The sequence below is a fragment of the Pseudomonas sp. C9 genome, assembly GCF_002000165.1.
Taxonomy (GTDB): domain Bacteria; phylum Pseudomonadota; class Gammaproteobacteria; order Pseudomonadales; family Pseudomonadaceae; genus Aquipseudomonas.
Window position 1 is genome coordinate 4549670 of the sequence record NZ_MPAK01000001.1, and the last position, 19553, is coordinate 4569222.

The 19553-nt window shown below is 60.1% G+C and carries 17 protein-coding genes and 1 rRNA gene; 13 read left to right on the forward strand and 5 right to left on the reverse strand.

Going from position 1 to position 19553, the window contains the following annotated elements:
• Window positions 1-60: 60 nt before the first annotated feature.
• From rrf to BMS17_RS21335, 6 genes are all read left to right on the forward strand, one after another.
• Window positions 61-176: ribosomal RNA gene (gene rrf / locus BMS17_RS21310) — 5S ribosomal RNA — on the forward strand.
• Between the two features lie 213 nt (window positions 177-389).
• On the forward strand, window positions 390-2282 hold the full coding sequence (gene mrdA / locus BMS17_RS21315) for a penicillin-binding protein 2 (protein WP_046032623.1): 1893 nt from the start codon (window positions 390-392) through the stop codon (window positions 2280-2282).
• Between the two features lie 121 nt (window positions 2283-2403).
• Window positions 2404-4308, forward strand: coding sequence for a sigma-54-dependent Fis family transcriptional regulator (locus BMS17_RS21320; protein WP_046032624.1), 1905 nt, complete (start codon window positions 2404-2406; stop codon window positions 4306-4308).
• A complete protein-coding gene (locus BMS17_RS21325) occupies window positions 4308-6026 on the forward strand; it encodes an ABC transporter ATP-binding protein (protein WP_046032625.1) in 1719 nt (572 codons plus the stop codon). The genes BMS17_RS21320 and BMS17_RS21325 overlap by 1 nt, the downstream gene beginning before the upstream one ends.
• On the forward strand, window positions 6016-6693 hold the full coding sequence (locus BMS17_RS21330) for a S8 family serine peptidase (RefSeq protein ID WP_077431688.1): 678 nt from the start codon (window positions 6016-6018) through the stop codon (window positions 6691-6693). The genes BMS17_RS21325 and BMS17_RS21330 overlap by 11 nt, the downstream gene beginning before the upstream one ends.
• On the forward strand, window positions 6690-7979 hold the full coding sequence (locus BMS17_RS21335; protein ID WP_046032627.1) for an NAD(P)/FAD-dependent oxidoreductase: 1290 nt from the start codon (window positions 6690-6692) through the stop codon (window positions 7977-7979). The genes BMS17_RS21330 and BMS17_RS21335 overlap by 4 nt, the downstream gene beginning before the upstream one ends.
• Before the next feature lie 123 nt (window positions 7980-8102).
• Here the strand turns inward: BMS17_RS21335 and BMS17_RS21340 are convergent, their stop codons facing one another.
• Window positions 8103-9593: an aldehyde dehydrogenase gene (locus BMS17_RS21340; RefSeq protein WP_046032628.1), complete on the reverse strand. Its 1491-nt coding sequence runs from the start codon at window positions 9591-9593 to the stop codon at window positions 8103-8105.
• 276 nt (window positions 9594-9869) lie between these two features.
• Here BMS17_RS21340 and BMS17_RS21345 point away from each other — a divergent pair, with 276 nt between their 5' ends.
• Window positions 9870-10124, forward strand: a complete 255-nt coding sequence (locus BMS17_RS21345; RefSeq protein ID WP_046032629.1) for a DUF1652 domain-containing protein — start codon at window positions 9870-9872, stop codon at window positions 10122-10124.
• Between the two features lie 48 nt (window positions 10125-10172).
• On the opposite strand, the gene BMS17_RS21350 is transcribed toward BMS17_RS21345, so the two are convergent.
• On the reverse strand, window positions 10173-10529 hold the full coding sequence (locus tag BMS17_RS21350; RefSeq protein ID WP_046032630.1) for a hypothetical protein: 357 nt from the start codon (window positions 10527-10529) through the stop codon (window positions 10173-10175).
• A 342-nt stretch (window positions 10530-10871) separates the two neighbouring features.
• Here BMS17_RS21350 and peaA point away from each other — a divergent pair, with 342 nt between their 5' ends.
• From peaA to peaD, 4 genes are all read left to right on the forward strand, one after another.
• Window positions 10872-12452 (forward strand): quinohemoprotein amine dehydrogenase subunit alpha, encoded by a 1581-nt coding sequence (peaA, locus tag BMS17_RS21355; RefSeq protein ID WP_046032631.1) that lies wholly within the window; start codon window positions 10872-10874, stop codon window positions 12450-12452.
• Between the two features lie 81 nt (window positions 12453-12533).
• Window positions 12534-13964, forward strand: a complete 1431-nt coding sequence (gene peaB, locus BMS17_RS21360) for a quinohemoprotein amine dehydrogenase maturation protein (protein ID WP_046032632.1) — start codon at window positions 12534-12536, stop codon at window positions 13962-13964.
• Window position 13965: 1 nt separating this feature from the next.
• Window positions 13966-14289, forward strand: a complete 324-nt coding sequence (gene qhpC, locus BMS17_RS21365) for a quinohemoprotein amine dehydrogenase subunit gamma (RefSeq protein WP_046032633.1) — start codon at window positions 13966-13968, stop codon at window positions 14287-14289.
• 24 nt (window positions 14290-14313) lie between these two features.
• Window positions 14314-15432 (forward strand): quinohemoprotein amine dehydrogenase subunit beta, encoded by a 1119-nt coding sequence (peaD, locus tag BMS17_RS21370; protein ID WP_046032634.1) that lies wholly within the window; start codon window positions 14314-14316, stop codon window positions 15430-15432.
• A 105-nt stretch (window positions 15433-15537) separates the two neighbouring features.
• Here peaD and BMS17_RS21375 read toward each other — a convergent pair whose 3' ends face one another.
• Window positions 15538-15939 carry a lysozyme inhibitor LprI family protein gene (locus BMS17_RS21375; protein WP_046032635.1) on the reverse strand — a complete coding sequence of 134 codons (402 nt, stop codon included), beginning with the start codon at window positions 15937-15939 and terminating at the stop codon, window positions 15538-15540.
• Between the two features lie 245 nt (window positions 15940-16184).
• Here BMS17_RS21375 and BMS17_RS21380 point away from each other — a divergent pair, with 245 nt between their 5' ends.
• A complete protein-coding gene (locus BMS17_RS21380) occupies window positions 16185-16673 on the forward strand; it encodes an SRPBCC family protein (protein WP_077431689.1) in 489 nt (162 codons plus the stop codon).
• A gap of 291 nt (window positions 16674-16964) precedes the next feature.
• Here the strand turns inward: BMS17_RS21380 and inhA are convergent, their stop codons facing one another.
• Complete coding sequence (inhA, locus tag BMS17_RS21385) at window positions 16965-17642, reverse strand: isonitrile hydratase (protein ID WP_077431690.1); 678 nt, start codon at window positions 17640-17642, stop codon at window positions 16965-16967.
• Window positions 17643-17732: 90 nt separating this feature from the next.
• Here inhA and BMS17_RS21390 point away from each other — a divergent pair, with 90 nt between their 5' ends.
• A complete protein-coding gene (locus tag BMS17_RS21390; protein ID WP_077431691.1) occupies window positions 17733-18716 on the forward strand; it encodes a GlxA family transcriptional regulator in 984 nt (327 codons plus the stop codon).
• 71 nt (window positions 18717-18787) lie between these two features.
• Here the strand turns inward: BMS17_RS21390 and BMS17_RS21395 are convergent, their stop codons facing one another.
• Complete coding sequence (locus tag BMS17_RS21395) at window positions 18788-19177, reverse strand: hypothetical protein (RefSeq protein ID WP_046032639.1); 390 nt, start codon at window positions 19175-19177, stop codon at window positions 18788-18790.
• Window positions 19178-19553: the final 376 nt, after the last annotated feature.

The following is a 19553-nucleotide window of genomic DNA, read 5'->3' on the forward strand; positions in this document are numbered from 1 at the left end:
CTATCGCATACCCAATTTGCTGAAGCGCGGCCAGCTGGCCACGATTCGGTACCCGAATTTCTTGACGACCATAGAGCATTGGAACCACCTGATCCCATCCCGAACTCAGCAGTGAAACGATGCATCGCCGATGGTAGTGTGGGGTTTCCCCATGTGAGAGTAGGTCATCGTCAAGATTAAATTCCGAAACCCCAATTGCGAAAGCAGTTGGGGTTTTGTTTTGTCTGCAGAAAAGTCGGTATTGTCCTTTTGACGCTCAAGAACAACCGTTCGAGGAAATCGCACTCAAGTGACCGGGCAGTTTTTGGTATGGTGCAGCTCGTTTTTTAACGGACTGATTTCACGCCTACGGATCGGCACCCTTTTTTAGTCAAAGAGTTGCCGCAGAAATGCCCGAACCGATTCCGATCAAAGACCACGAAAAAGAAACGCGCCTGGTTAAGAAAAGGCTGATGGCTTGCGGCTTGTTCGTCGCCGCCATTACCTGCGCGCTGGTGGTGCGCATGTATGTCCTGCAGGTGGTCGAATTCGACTATCACTCAACCATCTCCGAAAACAACCGCGTCCACGTCCTGCCAATTACTCCCACCCGTGGACTGATCTACGACCGCAACGGCGTGGTGCTGGCAGACAACCGGCCAAGCTTCAACCTGACGATCACCCGTGAACGCGCTTCCGACGTGAAAGAAGAACTGGATGAGGTGGTAGACCTCCTGCATCTGCCGACAGAAGATCGAACACTCTTCGACAAGGCGATGAAGCAGGCCCGTCATCCGTTCGTGCCGGTCACCCTGTTCTATGAACTGAGCGAAGAGCAGATCGCGATACTGGCGGTCAATGAGTTCCGCCTGCCGGGAATCGATGTCGAGCCTCAATTCGTTCGCCATTACCCGATGGGCGCGCACTTCGCGCATTCGATCGGCTACGTCGGTCGCATCAACGAGAAAGAATCCAAAGCCCTGGATAACGTGGAGTACCGTGGCACTCAATCGATCGGTAAAACCGGCATCGAAAAATTCTACGAGTCCGAGTTGCATGGCCACGTCGGTTACGAAGAAGTCGAAACCAATGCCCAGGGCCGCGTTCTGCGTGTACTCAAGCACACCGACCCTATCCCCGGTAAAAACATTGTCCTGAGCCTGGACGTTAAACTCCAGGAAGCCGCCGAAGAAGCCCTGGGTGATCGTCGAGGTTCAGTCGTTGCGCTTGACCCCTCCACCGGTGAAGTGCTGGCAATGGTCAGCAAGCCAAGCTTCGACCCGAACCTGTTCGTTACCGGGATCAGTTTCAAAGAATACGCGGCGTTGCACGACTCCATCGACCGCCCACTGTTTAACCGCGTGCTGCGCGGTCTCTACGCGCCGGGTTCGACCATCAAGCCGGAAGTGGCCATTGCCGGCCTCGATGCGGGCGTCGTCACGCCCCAGACCCGTGTCTTCGATCCGGGTTACTACCAGCTCCCGGATTTCGATCACAAATACCGTAACTGGAACCACAGCGGCGACGGTTGGGTCGACATGGACGCCGCGATCATGCGCTCCAACGACACCTACTTCTACGACCTGGCGCACAAGCTGGGCATCGATCGGCTCCACGACTACATGGCGATGTTCGGCCTCGGAGAGAAGGTCTCGATGGACATGTTCGAAGAGTCTGCCGGCTTGATGCCGTCCCAGGCCTGGAAACGGGCTACGCGCCGACAGGCCTGGTTTCCTGGCGAGACGGTAATCCTCGGTATTGGTCAGGGCTACATGCAGGTCACACCGCTGCAGCTGGCCCAGGCCACTGCGCTGATTGCCAACAAGGGTGTCTGGAATCGTCCGCATCTGGCCAAGTCAGTGGACGGTGTTGCGCCAGTAGATGAGCATCCGATGCCCAACATCCTGCTTAAGGATCCACGTGACTGGGAACAGGTCAACCACGGCATGCAGATGGTGATGCATGACGCTCGCGGGATTGCCCGGGCGGCAGCGCTCGGGGCGCAATACCGCATTGCTGGCAAGAGCGGTACTGCGCAAGTCGTTGCGATCAAGCAGGGCGAGCGCTACAACCGGGCGAAAACCCTGGAACGTAACCGCGACAACGCCTTGTTCGTCGGATTTGCCCCGGCTGAGCACCCGAAGATTGTCATCTCGGTGATGATTGAAAACGGCGAGGCGGGTGGTCGCGTCGCAGGTCCCGTGGTGCGACAGATCATGGACGCCTGGCTGCTCGATCAGGAAGGTCACCTCAAGCCGCAATACGCCGCGCCGAGCAAAGCCCCGGGTGATCCACACGTTTAAGTGGTCGTTCTGAAACCACAGGTGCTGTAAGGCACTTGCCATCGCCCTGACGTTAACGTAAAGATTGCGGCAGGGCGCTGATTTTAAAAATAGCGCAGGGCGGACCGACTCGGAGCGCTTGATGACGCTAATAAAAACAACACCACCCAAACTGCACCGTGAAGCTCGCCTGGCCCGGGAAAAACTCCATCTCGAGGGCGAAGTTCCCGACGGCGTGTTGCGCGCGGAAATCGACGCCTCGTGGCGACGCAGTCTCAGCCACGGTGTGCATTTCAATGGCAAACACGAACTGGCGCTGGAATCGAGCGCGAGCCTCGACGTGTTGCTGGCGAGCAACCGACTGCTGATCGACGCAGCATTGCCAGCCATCGATTACCTGGCCGAACGTCAGGGCAAGGAAGGCCTGGTTATCCTCGCCAACTCCGATGCCACCATCCTCGCCGTCGAAGGGCGCGCCGATCGCCTCAAAGGCAGCGGCCTGCAAGACATCACCTTGGGTGCCTGCTGGAGCGAAGCCGCTCGCGGCACCAACGCGCTAGGCACCGCCCTGGTCGAAGCCCGGCCAACGATGATCGACTGCGGCGAGCATTATCTCGATCGCCTGACTGATTTCTCCTGTACCTCGGTGCCGATTTATTGCCCTCAGGGCGACATCCTCGGCGTGCTCGACCTGACCCGTGAAGGCCCGCTAGGCCGCGTCCATGACAGCACCGCGTTGTTAGCCATGGCGGTCAGCCAGATTGAAAGCCGCGTCTTCAACGCCAGCTACCCGGACGAAATCGTCCTGGCGTTCCACAGCCGTCGCCAATACCTCGAATCTCCATGGCAAGGCCTGCTGGCAGTGAGCCTTGGGGGCCAGATCCTTGCGGTCAGTGCCCAGGCCTGTCAGTTGCTTCACGCCGAACGCTCGGCGTTGGTGGGCCGACGTTGCGAAGAGTTTTTGGGCGTCGATGGCCTGCAATTGCTGGCTCGCCTGCACCAGGGCGGTGTCGGCAGCCTGCAAACTGCCAAAGGCGAATTCTTCTACAAAACCCTGCGTGCACCGCAACGCTCGATCAGCGTCAGCAGCCCTCCACGCAGCACCGTCAAAACCGCCAAACCGCAACCGGACCTGGAGTCCCTGGCCGGCAGTAACGTGCGATATGCCCGAGCGTTGCGCATGGCTCGTCAAGGCCTGGCCAATGAATTGCCGGTGTTGCTGCTCGGTGAAACTGGCACCGGCAAAGAAGTCATCGCCCGCGCTTTGCACCTGGCCGGTGCTCGCTGCGACAAACCCTTTGTGGCGGTGAATTGCGCCGCCATTCCCGAAGGCCTGATCGAGTCGGAACTGTTCGGTTACCGCGAGGGCGCGTTCACCGGTTCCCGTCGTGGTGGCATGGTCGGTCGCTTGCAACAGGCCCATGGCGGCACCTTGTTTCTCGATGAAATCGGCGACATGCCGCTGGCCCTGCAAGCGCGTTTGCTGCGGGTGCTGCAAGACCGCAAAGTCGCGCCATTGGGTGCTGGCGAAGAGCAGGACATCGACGTCGCGCTGATTTGCGCCACCCATCGTGACCTCAAGCGCCTGGTGGATGAAAAGCACTTCCGAGAGGACCTGTTCTACCGGGTCAACGGCATCAGCGTGATGCTTCCGGCCCTGCGCGAACGTGAGGACTTCAGTGGTCTGGTCGGGCGATTGCTGGCCAAGCTCGATGCGCCGGCCGTCGTGCTGCATGACGATTTGAGCCGCTTGCTCGGCGGTTATCACTGGCCCGGCAACATCCGCCAACTGGAGATGGTATTACGCACCGCGCTGGCCATGCGCGAACCGGGAGAGACCGTCCTCACGCTCGATCACTTGCCCGACAGCATGCTCGACGAGTTGAGCGCGAGCGAACGACCACAGGCTGGCAGCATCCGCGAGAACGAACTGGAGCTGATTCGGCAGTCCCTGGACACTCACCAGGGCAATGTCTCGGCGGCCGCCGACGCGTTGGGCATCAGCCGCGCGACGTTGTATCGCAAGCTCAAACAGTTGCGTTCGTGATGCAGCGCCTGATCGTCCGGCTGATCGACAGCCAGCACCCCGAAGCCTTGCAAGCGGCATTGCGCTGGCTCTACAGCTTCGTGCGTCCGCATCGTTTGGCCATTGTCGGGCTGCTCGGTTTATCGGTGTGCGCCTCGCTGCTGGTGTTGGTGCAACCGTGGCTGACCAAGCTGCTGATCGACGATGGCCTGCTAGCCCGCAATTTCCCGATGCTGGTGTTGATTGCCGGGTTGATGATCGTTGCCGGGCTGCTCGGCACGGCACTGTCGGGCATCAATCGCTATCTGCACACGCGGTTGTCCGGGCGGATTCTTTTTGCTTTGCGCGATGATCTCTACCGGCATTTGCAGACACTCTCACCGAGCTTCTACGGTCAACGGCGTATCGGAGACTTGATGTCGCGCCTGGATGGCGACGTCGCGGAGATCCAGCGTTTTGCCGTGGATTCATTATTCTCGGCCGTGTCGAGCGTGATCGGTCTGGTCTGCGCGGTGGCGATGTTGTTGACCCTGTCATGGAAGCTGTCGTTGCTGGCCCTGGTGCTGATTCCCCTCGACGTGCTCTGGCTGCGCTGGATGCGGCGCAAAGTCGAGCGCGACGTACGGCAATTACGCGAGCGCTCGGCGGACATGTCCTCGTTCATGGTCGAGACCTTGCCGGTGATGAAATTCATCCAGTCCGCCGGCCAGCAACAACGTGAATCGCGGCGTCTGCAGACGCTGGGCCAAGGCTACATGAGCCAATTGCTGCGCCTGCAAGTCACCGAGTTTTTCACCCAGGCCGTACCGGGCACATTGACCTCATTGTCCCGCGCCTGTGCGTTTTTGATCGGCGGTTACTGGGTGGTGCAGGGCACTTGGCAATTGGGTGCCTTGATTGCGTTTTCGACCTACCTGGGCATGGCCGTCGGACCGGTCCAGAGCCTGCTCGGCCTCTACGTCGCCATTCAACGGATGACCGTCAGTCTCGGACGCGTGATGGAGCTGCGCGGTGAAGAGCCCACAGTTTTGACGCCGGTCCAACCGCAACCGATGCCGATCTGCGGCGACCTGCGATTCGACGATGTGCACTTCAGCCATCCCGGCCGCCCGACGACTTTGCGGGGTATCGAAGCGCGAATTCCCTACGGCTTGAAAGTCGCCCTCAGCGGCGGCTCCGGGGTCGGCAAATCTACCCTTATCGATCTGCTGCAGCGTCATCACGATCCGCAGTCCGGTCGGGTGTTGCTGGGGGAGGTTGATCTTCGGGAGCTGGACCTGTTCCAGTTGCGGCAGCGGATTGCCGTTGTCAGCCAGGACATCGTGCTGTTTCGCGGCAGCCTCGCCGATAACCTCGCTTACGCGGTGCCGGACGCCAGTCGCGAGGCCATTGCCGACGTCGCGCGCCTGGCACAACTCGACAGCCTGATCGAGTCGTTGCCCGAGGGGCTCGACAGTCCGTTGGGCGAGCGTGGCCAGCAGTTGTCCGGCGGCCAGAAACAGCGCATCGCCATTGCCCGTGCACTGCTGCAGGATCCGTTGATTCTGGTGCTGGACGAGGCCACTTCGGCGGTGGATGAAGCCACCGAGCGCGAGGTCATCGAGGCCATCGACCGACTGTTTGCCGGGCGCACACGCATCTTGATCAGCCATCGTCCCTCAACCCTGGCCGATGCCGACCTGCGCTTTGAATTGCTCGACGGCGTACTCACTTCGAAAACGGTGCTGCATGAAGCCTGAACTACGCATCGGGGTGGTCGACAGCGGGCATTCGGCGGCGCAACGGGTGGAGGTCGTGGCCGGGCGACGATTTTCGTTGTTGGAGGATGGGCTGGCCGAAAGCGACTTGCGTGATGATCCATTGGGTCACGGTAGCGCAGTCATCGAAGCCATCGGACGTCGGGCACCCTCAGCGGTATTTTGCGTGGGGCAGGTGTTTGACCAGCGCGGCGTCACCAGCGCCTTGCAGATTGCCAGCGCCATCGACTGGCTGGTGGCACAGGACGTCCGGTTGATCAATTTGAGCCTCGGTTTGCGTCAGGACCGCAGCCTGTTGCGCGAAGCCTGCGCGGCGGCGGTGAGCCAGGGCGTTTTGCTCTGCGCCTCCAGCCCGGCGCAAGGTGAAGGTGTGTTCCCGGCGAATTATCCACAGGTGTTGCGCGTCACCGGCGACGCGCGATGCGCTGAGCAGGAGTGGTCATGGCTCAACAGCGCTCAAGCGGATTTCGCCGCGTGTGTGCATGGGACTTATCCGGGGCAGTCCGGCGCCAGTCTTGGCTGCGCAGCGTTGAGTGGACACATTGCCGGTTTCCTGATGGCACACCCTGAGGCGAGCAACGAGCAGGTCATCGAGTGGCTGCGCGAAAACGCTCGTTATCGCGGTCCTGAACGGCGCGTTGGCCCATGATTGTGATTCTCGGCGCAGGACCGGCGGGGGCCGCAGTCGCCCTGGGTTTGCGCCGACTCGGCTATCCCGTCACGCTGGTCAGCGAGTGGCGCCGATTTGCGGCGCTGGAAGGCGTTTCGGTCCGTGTGCTGGAGGCCTTGCGCGGTGCGGGTGTGCATCAGGCGCTGGCGGACGCGGCGTTGCCTTCCCAGCGGCAGGTGTCGTGGAACGGCCAGCAGCACGCGCAGAACATTGAGTTTTTACTCGATCGCCCATGCTTCGACCGAGGCCTGCGCGAGGACCTGCGCCTGGCTGGCGTCGAGCTGATCGAAGGTCGAGTGTTGACCGTTGAGACCGACGCGACGGGCCATCGGATCGACATTGATGGGCGCGAAACGCTGCTCGCAGACTTTTTAGTGGAAGCCCGCGGTCGCCAGGCCCCGGCGCTCGGCAAAGGCCTGCGCGGGCCCGAGACGGTCAGCTTGCTCAATCGCTGGCAAGGCCCTCCGGGCACCACCGCCAGCGCCGTGGAAAGCCTTGAAGACGGCTGGGCCTGGATGGCGCGGCGGGCTGACGGCCAGTGTTACTGGCAATGGACGGTGGACGTGGCGAGCGCCGACCTGCCGGGCAAGGCGCAGTTGCTCGACTATTGTCGTCAGCGGCGCCAGGGTTCGGCGTTGGCTCAGGCGTTTTTCGCTGACCAGGCCGAAGTCGATCTGCAATTGCATGCCCGCAGCAGCACCGCGATTCTATGCCCGCAGGTGTGCGGCGATCACTGGATTCGGGTTGGCGATGCCGCCATGGCGGTGGACCCGCTGTCGGGCAACGGGATTTTTCAATCACTGTCTTCGGCGCTTCAGGCGCCGGCAGTAATCAACACGTTGTTGCGCAAACCCGAACGAGCGGCGTTGGCCCAGCGCTTTCATCAGCAGCGGGTCGAGCAGTTGTTTTTGCGCTTTGCACGAATCGGTCGGGATTTTTACGCCGATGAACTGCGTTGGCTGGATCAGCCATTCTGGCAAGCGCGGCGGCGTTGGCCGGATGCTGAAGTCGCCCATGCCGAGGCTGATTTTTCAGCATTGAGGATCGAGCGAGCACCGGTGCTCAAGGACGGATTTGTCGATGAGGCCGAGGTGGTGATCACGACGGATCAACCGTTGGGCATCTGGCATGTGCAGGGGGTTGAATTGGCGCCGCTTGTGCGGCGGTTGCGCACCGAGCCGGCGGAACGGGTATTGGCGGGGTTGACGGTGGAGCAGGGGCGGGTGGTTCGGGGGTGGTTGTTGGCTCAGGGTTTCAAACCTTGAGATTTGTAGTGGCCGGTCTGGCCCCTTCGCGAGCAAGCCCGCTCCCACATTGATTCTGTGTCGAGCACAAATTAAATGTGGGAGCGGGCTTGCTCGCGAAGGCGGCCTAACCAACGCAGACAATCACAGCTTGATCAACACCGACTTCAACTCGGTGTAATGCTCAATCGCCGCATACCCCATTTCACGCCCGACCCCCGACATTTTGTACCCGCCAAACGGCAGGGCCGGGTCCAGTGCGCTGTGGCAGTTGACCCACACCGAACCCGACTTGATCCGCGGAATCATCCGGTGCACCGCCGCCAGGTCATTCGACCAGATGCTCGCTCCAAGCCCATAAGGGCTGTCATTGGCCATGCGCAACGCATCGGCCTCGTCATCGAACGGAATCGCTACCAGTACCGGGCCAAAAATCTCTTCCTGCACCAGCGAGTGTTTTTGATCGACGTCGACAATCACGGTCGGCTTGACGAAAAATCCCGGTCCGAACTGCTCACCACCGCAGGCGATGGTCGCACCACTTTCCCGGCCCTTTTCGATATACCCGTAAACCCGTTCCTGTTGGCGCCGGGAGATCAATGGCCCCATTTCAACACTGGGGTCCAGCCCGTTGCCGAGCTTCATGGCATTGGCGATATCGCTGATGTCCGCCACCACATTGTCGAAATGTTTGCGCTGCACATACAGCCGCGAACCGGCGCAGCACACCTGTCCCTGATTGAAGAAAATTGCACTGGCGGCACCGGCCGCGGCGGTTTTCAGGTCGGCGTCGGCCATGACAATGGTCGGTGATTTGCCGCCCAGCTCCAGGGTTACGCGGGTCATCGAATCCATGGCGATCTTGCCGATCTCCTTGCCCACGGCAGTGGAGCCCGTGAAGGTCAGCTTGTCCACCAACGGGTTGTGCGTCAGGGCTGAGCCGGCGGTAATACCGGTGCCAGTGACCACGTTGAACACGCCTTCGGGGTAACCGGCTTCCAGCACCAGTTCGGCAAGTTTCAGCGCGGTCAGCGGGGTTTCATCGGCGGGTTTGAGCACCACGGTGCAGCCGGTGGCCAGGGCCGGGCCGAGCTTCCAGCAAGCCAGCAGCAGCGGGAAGTTCCAGGCGACGATGGCGCCGACCACACCCACCGCTTCGCGACGGATGAAACTGTGGAACTGATCGTTGGGCATCAACGGCAGCGACACTTCGACACTGGAGCCTTCAATCTTGGTCGCCCAGCCGGCCATGTAGCGCAGGAAATCGATGGCCAGTTGCACGTCCATCACTTGCGCCACCACCGCGCTTTTACCGTTGTTGAGGCATTCCAGCTGCGCCAGCAGTTCGGCGTCGCGCTCCATCAGGTCGGCGAGTTTCCACAACAGGTTCTGCCGCTCGCGTGGGCGGGTGCGGGTCCAGGTCGAATCATCAAAAGCCTGGCGGGCCGCGAGCACGGCGCGGTCGACATCCTCGGGCGTGGCCCGTGGCACCACACACAACACTTCGCCGGTGGCGGGGTTGTGCAGGGGCATGGTCTGGCCATCGGCGGCCTCGACCCAGTCACCGCCGATCAGCATGCGCGGGGCGCGCTGGATAAACGCGGAAGTGGCGGGAAGCAAATTAGGGAGCGACATGGCGAGGCCTCTTATTATTCGTGAGAACAGGGCTTTCGCAATGGCTGTGCCAAGTCGCCGCAAGGTCAGGCGAACCGTTGATTGGCCGGGGTTCGCCAGGTGAAAAGGGTTGGTAACGCCGGTGATTTTTTTCGCAAATTGCGACAACGGCTGAGACGACGAGCAACCCGGTTGCGCCCTTGAGACCCCTCGTGTTGAGGAATAGAATTTTCTGGCTCGGTGGGTGAAGTGATGGAGCACTCTCCCGGCCACACATCTCGCGCAAGGGAGGTACTGATGAACCTTTCAACCCTGGAGATTCAAAGCATCATTGAGCAGAGTTTTCTGCCTTCGGTATGCACCTGCAGTATGGCGCCGGATCAGTCGATGACGATTCGGGTCTGCGATTGCACCACCGGCAAAGTGGACCTGGTGAGCCACGTTGCAGTCTGGGAACTGGACACTGCTCATGCGATCACGGCGTTGGTGACGCAGATGCAGCAAGAGATCAGCGCACACAAAGGCCTCCTCCCTCCGACGTTTCCAGGCTGAACCGGCCAAGCCGCACCACCGCGCGTGGTGCGGCTCGCGTTGACACACTCATGACGGTACTTTTCGGTAAATTTCCTCGAACGTGTCGCTATCAACGGCAGCGAGTAGCTTTTTGTCATCCTTGAGCGTGGCCAGGAAGGTCACTTCGGTTTCCTTGCCTGCCAGCATGAACCCCGCAATCGCGCCGATTGGGCCCAGCAGCATGGCGCCGGCCACGCCGAACCCGATGGCGTCCTTGAAGTTGTTGATCGACTCCTCGTTAGCCACTTCCACACGCTTGAACGATGAGAGCGGAAGACTGAGACCGGGCCACGGGTGAAGCGGCGTCCTGAGGGTAAAAACGCCGTCCCTGTACTCTCCATCACCCTGCAGGAAGTCCCCCGCCAAGACAGTGATGTTTGCCATTTTTGATCCCCTGTCGGCAATCGGTGAACAACCATTTCGCCCCTTGATCCCGATGCCGTCAATCGTCGAGCGATGAGCTGTTCCGTGCGGGCATCTATGCTTGTCGCAGATTGCAACAACTGTCGCGATATTAGACGCAGGTGATCTGGTCGACAGCGCTTCGAACGCCATCTTTTTAACGCAACTGATTGATAGGAAAGGATATCGGCAAGCTGGCACGCTCCGTGTATTGCTCATCGCAGACGTTTCTCTTGCCTGCGTCGGTGGTTCGCCGCTGACGCTAGAAACCATAAAAACGATAAGCCACAAAAATAAGAAAGCACCGTGCGAGGTTCGACGTTGATGAAGAGAAAACTCCGATCAGGCCTGAGCGCCAGCCTGCTGGCCGTAGCCGCTTGTGTGGCGCTGCATGCGCCGGACAGCCAGGCAGCCCGAGACGCCCAGACCATCCTCAAGGAAACCTGTCAGGGCTGTCACACGCCCGAAGCCGGTAACGCCCTCAGTCGTATCAGCCACCAGCGCAAGACCCCGGAAGGCTGGCTGATGAGCATCGCCCGAATGCAGACCATGCATGGTTTGCAGATCAGCGATGAGGACCGCCGCACGCTGGTCAAGTACCTGGCCGACACCCAGGGCCTGGCGCCGAGCGAAACCGACGGTGTGCGTTATGCCCTTGAGCGCCGGCTCAATACCGTCGAAAAATTCGACGACCAGACCAGCCAGATGTGTGGCCGCTGCCACTCCGGTGCACGGGTTGCACTGCAACGCCGTCCGGCCCAGGAATGGGAGCGTCTGGTGAACTTCCACCTCGGCCAGTGGCCGTCGCTGGAATACCAGGCCCTGGCCCGCGACCGTGACTGGTTCGACATCGCCCGCAAAGACATGGTGCCGTTGCTGGCCAAGCGTTATCCGCTGGATAACCCGGCCTGGAAAAAATGGCAAAGCGTCGCGCCCAAATCCGATGCACTGGTGGGGGACTGGAGCTTCAGCGGTCACTTGCCAGGCAAGGGCGAACTGGCCGGCGTGATGACCGTCAGCGCCGATGGCAGCGACACCTTCAAGGTCAGCATCAAAGGCCAATACGCCGACGGCAGCCCGTTCAACGGCGACGGCAGCGCGATTCTCTACACCGGCTATGAATGGCGCGGCAACGTGACCATCGATGGCGTGACCCTGCGCCAGGTATTCGCCGCCCAGGGCAATGCCATGCAAGGCCGCATGTTCGAGGCCGAGCATGACGAGCGTGGCCTGGACTTCGTCGCCGCCAAGCAAGGCTCCAGTCGTTTGTTGGCGGTGCAACCGGGTTACGTGAAAGCCGGCAGCGAAACCGAAGTGACCCTGATCGGCAGTGGTCTCACCGGCAAACCGAACTTCGGCAAAGGTGTGGAAGTGCTCGAAGTCGTCGAACAGAGCCCGGACCGGATCAAGGTCAAACTCAAGGCCGCCGCCAATGCCCAACCGGGCCTGCGCACGGTGACGGTGGGCACGTTGAAAGGCCCGAGCCTGTCGGTCTACAACTCCATCGCCGAAGTCAAAGTCGTGCCGGAGTTTTCGGTCTCGCGGATCGGCGAGGGTGGTGGTTCGACGCCGAAAGTCCAGGGGCGTTTCGACGCCGAGGCATGGGGCAAAGGCGCCGACGGCAAGCCTTATCGCATCGGTGTATTCCCGGCGCAATGGAAAGTCGAAGCCTTCGATGATCGCGCCAAGGAAGACGAAGACGTCAAGTTCGCCGGCACCATGCAGGCTGACAGCGGCGTGTTCACGCCGGGCGATGCCGGGCCGAACCCGCAACGCAAAATGTCCACCAACAATGCTGGCAACCTCAAGGTGATCGCCGCCGTCGACGACGCAGGGAAATCCCTGACCGGCGAAGGCCACATGATCGTCACCGTGCAACGCTGGAACAATCCACCCATTCCGTGATTTGCCCTGAAACCCAAGGCTTCAGACACTTTTCGGAATGACCGCAGGCCCCGTCGAACGGGGTTTGCACAGGAGGTTGCAATGGGCGCTATTTTGAATCTGGTCGAACGGAACCTGCACGAAGTGCACGTCGATGCCGACCGCATGCTGTTTCACATCCCCAGCAGTTCGCTGTTCGCCAGCGATGAGTTGACGGGCACCATCATCGATACCTTGCGCGGTCCGGGCTGTTCGTCCGATGACCTGATCCAGCGTCTGGCCGCGCGCTTCAACGGCGAAGAAATCACCGAGACGCTGCGTGAATTGATCTCGCTGGAACTGGTCAGCGACGGTTCGCCGCTGACCCCGGACATCGGCACCAAACGGGTCGAACGCACGGCGATCAATACCGTGGTGCTGAACGTCAACACCGGCTGCAATTTGAGCTGCACCTACTGCTACAAGGAAGACCTCGACAAGCCTTCGGCCGGAAAGAAAATGGACGTGGAAACGGCGATTGCCTCGGTAGAAATGCTGCTGCGCGAATCCCCCGACGAAGAGCGTTTCACCGTGGTGTTCTTCGGTGGCGAACCGCTGAGCAATCGCAAGCTGATCGAGTACATGGTCGACTACTGTGAGAAACGTTTTCGCGAGGCCGGCAAGTTCGTCGAATTCGTGATGACCACCAACGCCACGCTGCTCACCGAAGAAACCGTCGACTACCTGAATGCCCACCGCTTCGGGCTCTCGGTGAGTATCGACGGGCCGAAGACCGTGCACGACCGCAACCGCATCACCGTGGGCGGGCAGGGCACGTACGACGTGGTGCGGCGCAAGGCCGAGATGCTGCTGTCGCGCTACAACAGCCGCCCGGTCGGTGCCCGTGTGACGTTGACCACCGGCGTCACCGATGTCGAAACCATCTGGGACCACCTGTTCAACGAGCTAGGGTTTGCCGAAGTCGGTTTCGCTCCCGTGACCTCCGGCGATATCAGCACGTTCAACCTGACCAGCGACGAGCTGATCGAAGTGTTCGCCAACATGAAAAAACTCGGTCGTCGTTACCTGGAAGCCGCGCTGGAGCACCGCAACATCGGTTTCTCCAACCTGCACCAGTTGATCACCGATATCCACGAAGGCCACAAAAAAGCCCTGCCGTGCGGCGCGGGCCTGAAGATGCTGGCGGTGGATCACAAGGGCGAGCTGAACCTGTGCCATCGCTTTACCGGTTCCAGCCTGCCGACGTTCGGCAACGTCCACAGCGGTGTGAAGCAAGTCGAGTTGAACGACTTCTTGTCCCAGCGCCTGGACCGCACCAACACCGGTTGCGAAGACTGCCAGATCCGCAACCTGTGTTCCGGCGGCTGCTATCACGAGAGCTACGCCCGGTATGGCGACCCGACTCATCCGACTTATCACTACTGCGAACTGATGCGTGACTGGGTCGACTTCGGTATCGAGGTCTACACCCGGATCATGGCCAATAACCCTGCGTTCATCAGCAGCTACATCACTCCGCGCAAGGCTCACTGATATGAAACATCTCAAGGCAATCAATAACAAAGCGCTGAAAATGGATCAGGCCGCGGCCGAAAACCGCATCGAAGAAGTGGTCGCGATGAGCTCCGTGGCGGGCTGCGCCTCGACCACCGACCCGGGCTGGGAAATCGACGCGTTTGGTGGTGTGTCGTCGCTCTGCCAACCGATGGAAGCCGACCTGTATGGCTGCTCCGACCCGTGCTGGTGGCCGGCCCAGGTGCCCGACATGATGAGTACCTACCCGGACTGGAACAAGGATGCCCAGGCGTCCAACGAAAACTGGCGCAACCTCGGCACTGTCTTCCCGAAAGACAAGTGATCAGATAAGAAGAAGGATTCCAGCATGCACAGCATCAAAGCCTGCGGCCTGGCCGCATTCGCCGCCCTGAGCACGTGTTCGTTCACTGTTCTGGCCGATGAAAACACTGCACTGCAAGACGGTCACGAGTACATGTTGACCACCAATTACCCGAACAACCTGAACGTGATCGACCTGGCCACCGACACCTTGCTCAAGACCTGCAAGATGCCTGACGCCTTTGGCCCCGGCACCGTGCAATTGTCACCGGACCGCAAGACCGCCTACGTGTTGAACAATCACTATGCGGATGTCTACGGCGTCGAACTGGACAACTGCAAGCAGGTGTTCCACGCCAGCATCACGCAAAAAACGGGGGAGAAAGCGCGCTCGATGTTCGCCTTCACCCTTAGCCACGACGGCAAGGAACTGTACACCGTCGCCAACCCGACACTGATGCTCAACGACCGCTACGAAGTGCAGCAACCGCGGCTCGATGTGTATGCCACCGATGCCGGGATGGACGCCAAACCGGTGCGCAGTTTCCCGGCACCACGGCAACTGACCATCATGCAGAGTGGCGATGACGGCACGCTGTATGTGGCGGGGGCGGACGTTTACAAGGTCAATGTGAAAACCGGCAAGTTCGACGTGCTGATCCCCAGCCGTCACTGGAAACGCGAGAACTACAGCGCGCCGGACGTGCTCTACGTGTGGAACCAGCAGACCTATCGTCATGACTTCTCGCTGCTCTACACCGCCGCGAAATTCAAGGACAAGAAGCAGGACCCGGCCACTGCCGAGTACCTTTACGGACTGTTCAGCATCGACCTGAAAACCGGCAAGACCGAAACCACTGACTTCGGTCCTTTGACGGAAATCTACTTCAGCGGCATGCGCTCGCCGAAGGATCCGAACCTGATGTTCGGCGTGCTGAACCGCTTGGCCAAGTACGACATCAAGGAAAAGAAAATGCTGCAGGCGGCGACGCTGGATCATTCCTACTACTGCATTTCCTTCAACAAGGACGGCAGCAAGATCTACCTGGCCGGGACGTTTAACGACGTGGCGATTTTTGATGCCGACAGCCTGAAGCAGATCGGCAGCATCAAGATGCCGGGCGGGGACATGGCGATTACCACGGCACAGGTGTTTGTCCGGTAATCATTTTTGCCTGATCAGACGCCATCGCGAGCAGGCTCGCTCCTACGCACATCCAATGTAGGAGCGAGCCTGCTCGCGATGAGGCCCTTGAGAACGCTGGAAACCTTACTGTCCCGGCACCGGGCAGCCCAAATCCCCCTCCTGACACTTCAAGTAAGTCTTGAAGGTCTCGGCTCGCGCCTTGGTCAATTCAGTCACGCAATTGCTGTAGATCAGTGGATAAACACTCCCGCCTTCCACCCCGGACGCCGAAAAATTGCATTCGGCATCCCGAAACGCAATCCACGCACGCTGCGCACCCACTAGCGACTTCTTGCGCTCGGGCTCACTTTTGAGTCGCGTGGTGATTTGCTGATACAGCGCATTCAACTCCTTGTCAGCCGCCGCATGCTGCTGCGCCGCGCACTGGTTCATCGTGGCCTGGTCGGCGGCATTGTCGCAGTCCAGAGCGAAGGCCATCGAGGTAAACAGCACGGGTGTCAGTGCCAGGAGAACGCGTGAGTACATGGAGGAAAACTCGCTGTGACAGAGGAGATTGAGGTGCAGTGTAGCGAATCGTTTTTGCCTTGCGCCGACAGAAGACCTGCCACCTGTGAGGCCCCGCCAGCCAACAGTCTCGTCCGTCTGTCAGAACTTATGCATGCAAATGCGGCCGAATATTGCGGGCAAGGTTGATCGCGGCAAGCGATTGATACATTTTAGGGTTGGTCTTGTGGTCTTACTGACCTACTGTTCAATACAGGAGGTGACTTATGAACGCAGCATCTGATCGCATCGAAAGGAAAGTCCTGCTCAAGGTCAAGCGTTCGCACGTCTGGCGCGTGCTGGCCAACGCAGAGGCATTCGGGCAGTGGTTTGGCGTGGCACTGGAAGGCAAGCGTTTCATCGCCGGTGAGTGGACTCAGGGGCAGATAACCTATCCCGGTTATGAACACTTGCGGTGGAATGTCCTGGTGGAGAGCGTTGAGCCGGAGCGGCTGTTTTCGTTTCGCTGGCACCCTTATGCCGTCAACCCGGACGTCGACTACTCCCAGGAGCCGACCACACTGGTGAAATTCGAGCTTGAAGACGGGGACGACGGCACGTGGCTCAAAGTGTCCGAGTCCGGTTTCGATCACGTCCCCCAAGCTCGTCGTGAAAAGGCTTTCCGTATGGACAGCCGCGGTTGGGAAGAGCAGATGAACAACATCGAACAGTATCTGATCGAAAACGCCAAGGCCCATGAGCGTGAGGGTGGCTGATTGGCTGGAAGTCTCTGTACCGAAGCTCTCCGGCGAGATGCCTGAGGCGTCTAGGGGTTTTCGGAAGGGTGGCTATAGCGAATGTCTTACACGCGGTGGTAGCTATGTCGACTATTGCAGATTGGATCCGACGCGTAATCTAGCTCCATCAACTGAAGCACAGGAAGCGCTTCAGGATCACGGATGATCGACCATCAGCAAGGATTGGCTACCGACAGGGAGTCGATAATGGTCTTGGGAAAAACCCGCTTCGGCGGGTTTTTTTTTGCCTGTCGAAAAGTCTGGCAGTGCTTAGAGCCTGGCCGCTGCCCGTTGGGTGATCAGTGCCCGTTGCTCAATCGAGGCGGCGGCACGGCGATGCGCTTCAGCCAGAACACTCTGCGGCGCGGTGTCAGGGCTGCCCGACTGGAACGGCGGTGCCGGGGCATATTCAAGCTGCAACTGCAGCAGTTGCGCCGTGTCCTTGTCGAACAACTCTGCCGCCAGGGTCAGGGCAAAATCGATCCCCGCGGTGATCCCGCCACCGGTCAGCAGATTGCCGTCGCGCACCACCCGGTCCTTGACCGGGATCGCGCCCAGCGGCTTGAGCAATTCGTGATAGGCCCAGTGCGTGGTCGCCCGTTTGCCCTGGAGTAAACCCGCTGCGCCGAGCACCAGCGCCCCGGTGCAGACCGACGTGATATACCGCGCGTTGACGGCTTGAGCCTTGAGGAAAGACAGGGTTTGCTCATCCTCCATCAACGGCCCGACGCCGCTGCCGCCGGGAACGCAAATCACGTCCAGCGCCGGGCAATCGTCGAACGTCGTGGTCGGTTTGAGCATCAGGCCGGTGCTCGCGGTCACCGGCACCAGGTCCTTCCAGATCAAATGCACCTTCACGTCCGGCAATGAGGCCAACACATCGTAAGGGCCGGTCAGGTCGAGTTGCTGAACCTGGGGAAACAACAGAAAACCGATCTGCAACGTCATGGCTTATTTCTCCTGAAGTGGGTGGACGTCTTCACTGTAGGCTCGTAGGATTTGGCGTATCCGCCAATAACCCCACGAATTACGCCAACCATGCCGAAATCCATTCACGTGCTCGCGTTTGCCAATGTGCAACTGCTCGACGTCACCGGGCCGTTGCAAGTGTTTGCCTCGGCCAACGACATCTGCCGTCAGAAAGGGCTGCCACCGCCGTATGCACCCTCGGTGATTGTCAGCGGCGGCGGGGCGGTGATGTCGTCGTCGGGGTTGGCGTTGTTGGCTGAACCGTTACCCGAAAATGGCAGTGACACGCTGATCATTGCCGGTGGCTGGGGTGTTTATGCGGCGGCGGAAGACGCGTCGCTGGTGGCCTGGGTGCGTGAGCATGCGTCGGGTTGTCGGCGAATCTCGTCGGTGTGTACCGGGGCCTTCTTGTTGGCGGCCAGCGGCTGGCTCGATGGTCGTCGAGTGGTCACGCACTGGACGCGTTGCGAGCAGTTGGCGCAAAAACATCCACGCCTTCAAGTCGAGCCCAATCCGATTTTCATCAATGACGGCCCGGTCTGGACCTCGGCGGGCGTCACGGCTGGCATCGACCTGGCGCTGGCCATGGTCGAAGAGGACCTGGGCCGCAACACCGCGTTGGAAGTCGCCCAGCAACTGGTGGTGTTCCTCAAGCGTCCGGGCGGCCAGTCACAGTTCAGCGTGACCTTGTCTTTGCAGAAGCACGGTGACCGTTTCGACGAGCTTCACGCCTGGATCAGTGAAAACCTCACCCAAGACCTCGGCATCCCGACCCTGGCATTGCAGGCGGGCATGAGCGAACGCAGCTTCGTGCGCCACTACCGCGCCGACACCGGCCAAACCCCGGCACGCGCCATTGAGTTGATTCGGGTCGAAACGGCGCGGCGGTTGCTCAGCGACACCTGCGTGCCGATCAAGCGGGTGGCGGTGCAGTGCGGGTTTGGCAGCGAAGAGACGCTGCGCCGTAGTTTTCTGCGAGCGATGGGGGTGACACCGCAGGCTTATCGCGAGCGTTTCAGCGTCAGTCCCCAAGCCGAGCCGGTCATGCTCTGATGTCAGGTTGGGGCGATTGGCCGCCAAGTAGTGGACGAAGCTCGTGATGCAAGTCGACCCTGTGCCTCTCCCTAAGCGTCCACTTCCGCCACCTGATTAAAGTACTTCGACCGATCCGGTGTAAACGTCACCACCATACCGGTCCTGGAGCAGGCCAACGCCCGCTCTTTGCCCAAATCAACATCCAGATCCTCCCCGCGCAACCCTTGCCATTGGGCGAGGTATTTGAGAGATCCGTATTTTTCGAGTTTTTTCAGGCTACGACTGACGCCACCCTTCCAGCCGAGCACCGGCAGTTCACCGGCTAGGCTGCGTCGGGCGAGTTCGGGGAAGCGGGTGGCGCGTTGACGGCCGATTTCCCAGCATTTGATCAGGCCCTTGTCCGGACCTTCCCACAATTCATCGCGGTTCAGGCCGGACCGGAGGGGGGCGTCAATGCTGCGGTGGATGCGCTGGTTCATTCTGGTTCCTTGAATTCGGGTTTTGTTGGACAGCTCCGCTGTACCCGTTGACGCTGGATGTTAGGGGGCGATGTAACGACTGGCAACAAGGTATTTCCGAGTGTAGGAATGTGCTGTGCCGGAGGAGGACGGGGCTCATTGTTTGGGTTTTGTCGGCTACAAGACTACAGCGCCCGCCAGCATTAGGGTGTTATGCCTTTGGGGGATGTTTAAGTACCTTGTAGGTAGGTCTCATTCCTACAATTGGCGGCGTAAAACGGGAAAGTTCCTACGGGTTTTGTCGGTTGCAGGCGCCCCTGCAGCAAAGGATCTCCCACAGGGTTATCGGTACGCCTAATTCCAGGTGTGCTTCATCCGTTCTTCTATACAGACTAAT

Bases quoted from the DNA above. Each gene is read 5' to 3' on its own strand.
- BMS17_RS21350 (WP_046032630.1), bottom strand. From the start codon at position 10,529: ATGGCAAACATCACTGTCTTGGCGGGGGACTTCCTGCAGGGTGATGGA.
- BMS17_RS21375 (WP_046032635.1), bottom strand. From the start codon at position 15,939: ATGTACTCACGCGTTCTCCTGGCACTGACACCCGTGCTGTTTACCTCG.
- BMS17_RS21380 (WP_077431689.1), top strand. From the start codon at position 16,185: ATGAACGCAGCATCTGATCGCATCGAAAGGAAAGTCCTGCTCAAGGTC.
- BMS17_RS21325 (WP_046032625.1), top strand. From the start codon at position 4,308: ATGCAGCGCCTGATCGTCCGGCTGATCGACAGCCAGCACCCCGAAGCC.
- qhpC (WP_046032633.1), top strand. From the start codon at position 13,966: ATGAAACATCTCAAGGCAATCAATAACAAAGCGCTGAAAATGGATCAG.
- BMS17_RS21330 (WP_077431688.1), top strand. From the start codon at position 6,016: ATGAAGCCTGAACTACGCATCGGGGTGGTCGACAGCGGGCATTCGGCG.
- BMS17_RS21395 (WP_046032639.1), bottom strand. From the start codon at position 19,177: ATGAACCAGCGCATCCACCGCAGCATTGACGCCCCCCTCCGGTCCGGC.
- BMS17_RS21320 (WP_046032624.1), top strand. From the start codon at position 2,404: ATGACGCTAATAAAAACAACACCACCCAAACTGCACCGTGAAGCTCGC.
- BMS17_RS21345 (WP_046032629.1), top strand. From the start codon at position 9,870: ATGAACCTTTCAACCCTGGAGATTCAAAGCATCATTGAGCAGAGTTTT.
- peaA (WP_046032631.1), top strand. From the start codon at position 10,872: ATGAAGAGAAAACTCCGATCAGGCCTGAGCGCCAGCCTGCTGGCCGTA.
- inhA (WP_077431690.1), bottom strand. From the start codon at position 17,642: ATGACGTTGCAGATCGGTTTTCTGTTGTTTCCCCAGGTTCAGCAACTC.
- peaD (WP_046032634.1), top strand. From the start codon at position 14,314: ATGCACAGCATCAAAGCCTGCGGCCTGGCCGCATTCGCCGCCCTGAGC.
- BMS17_RS21340 (WP_046032628.1), bottom strand. From the start codon at position 9,593: ATGTCGCTCCCTAATTTGCTTCCCGCCACTTCCGCGTTTATCCAGCGC.
- BMS17_RS21390 (WP_077431691.1), top strand. From the start codon at position 17,733: ATGCCGAAATCCATTCACGTGCTCGCGTTTGCCAATGTGCAACTGCTC.
- BMS17_RS21335 (WP_046032627.1), top strand. From the start codon at position 6,690: ATGATTGTGATTCTCGGCGCAGGACCGGCGGGGGCCGCAGTCGCCCTG.
- mrdA (WP_046032623.1), top strand. From the start codon at position 390: ATGCCCGAACCGATTCCGATCAAAGACCACGAAAAAGAAACGCGCCTG.
- peaB (WP_046032632.1), top strand. From the start codon at position 12,534: ATGGGCGCTATTTTGAATCTGGTCGAACGGAACCTGCACGAAGTGCAC.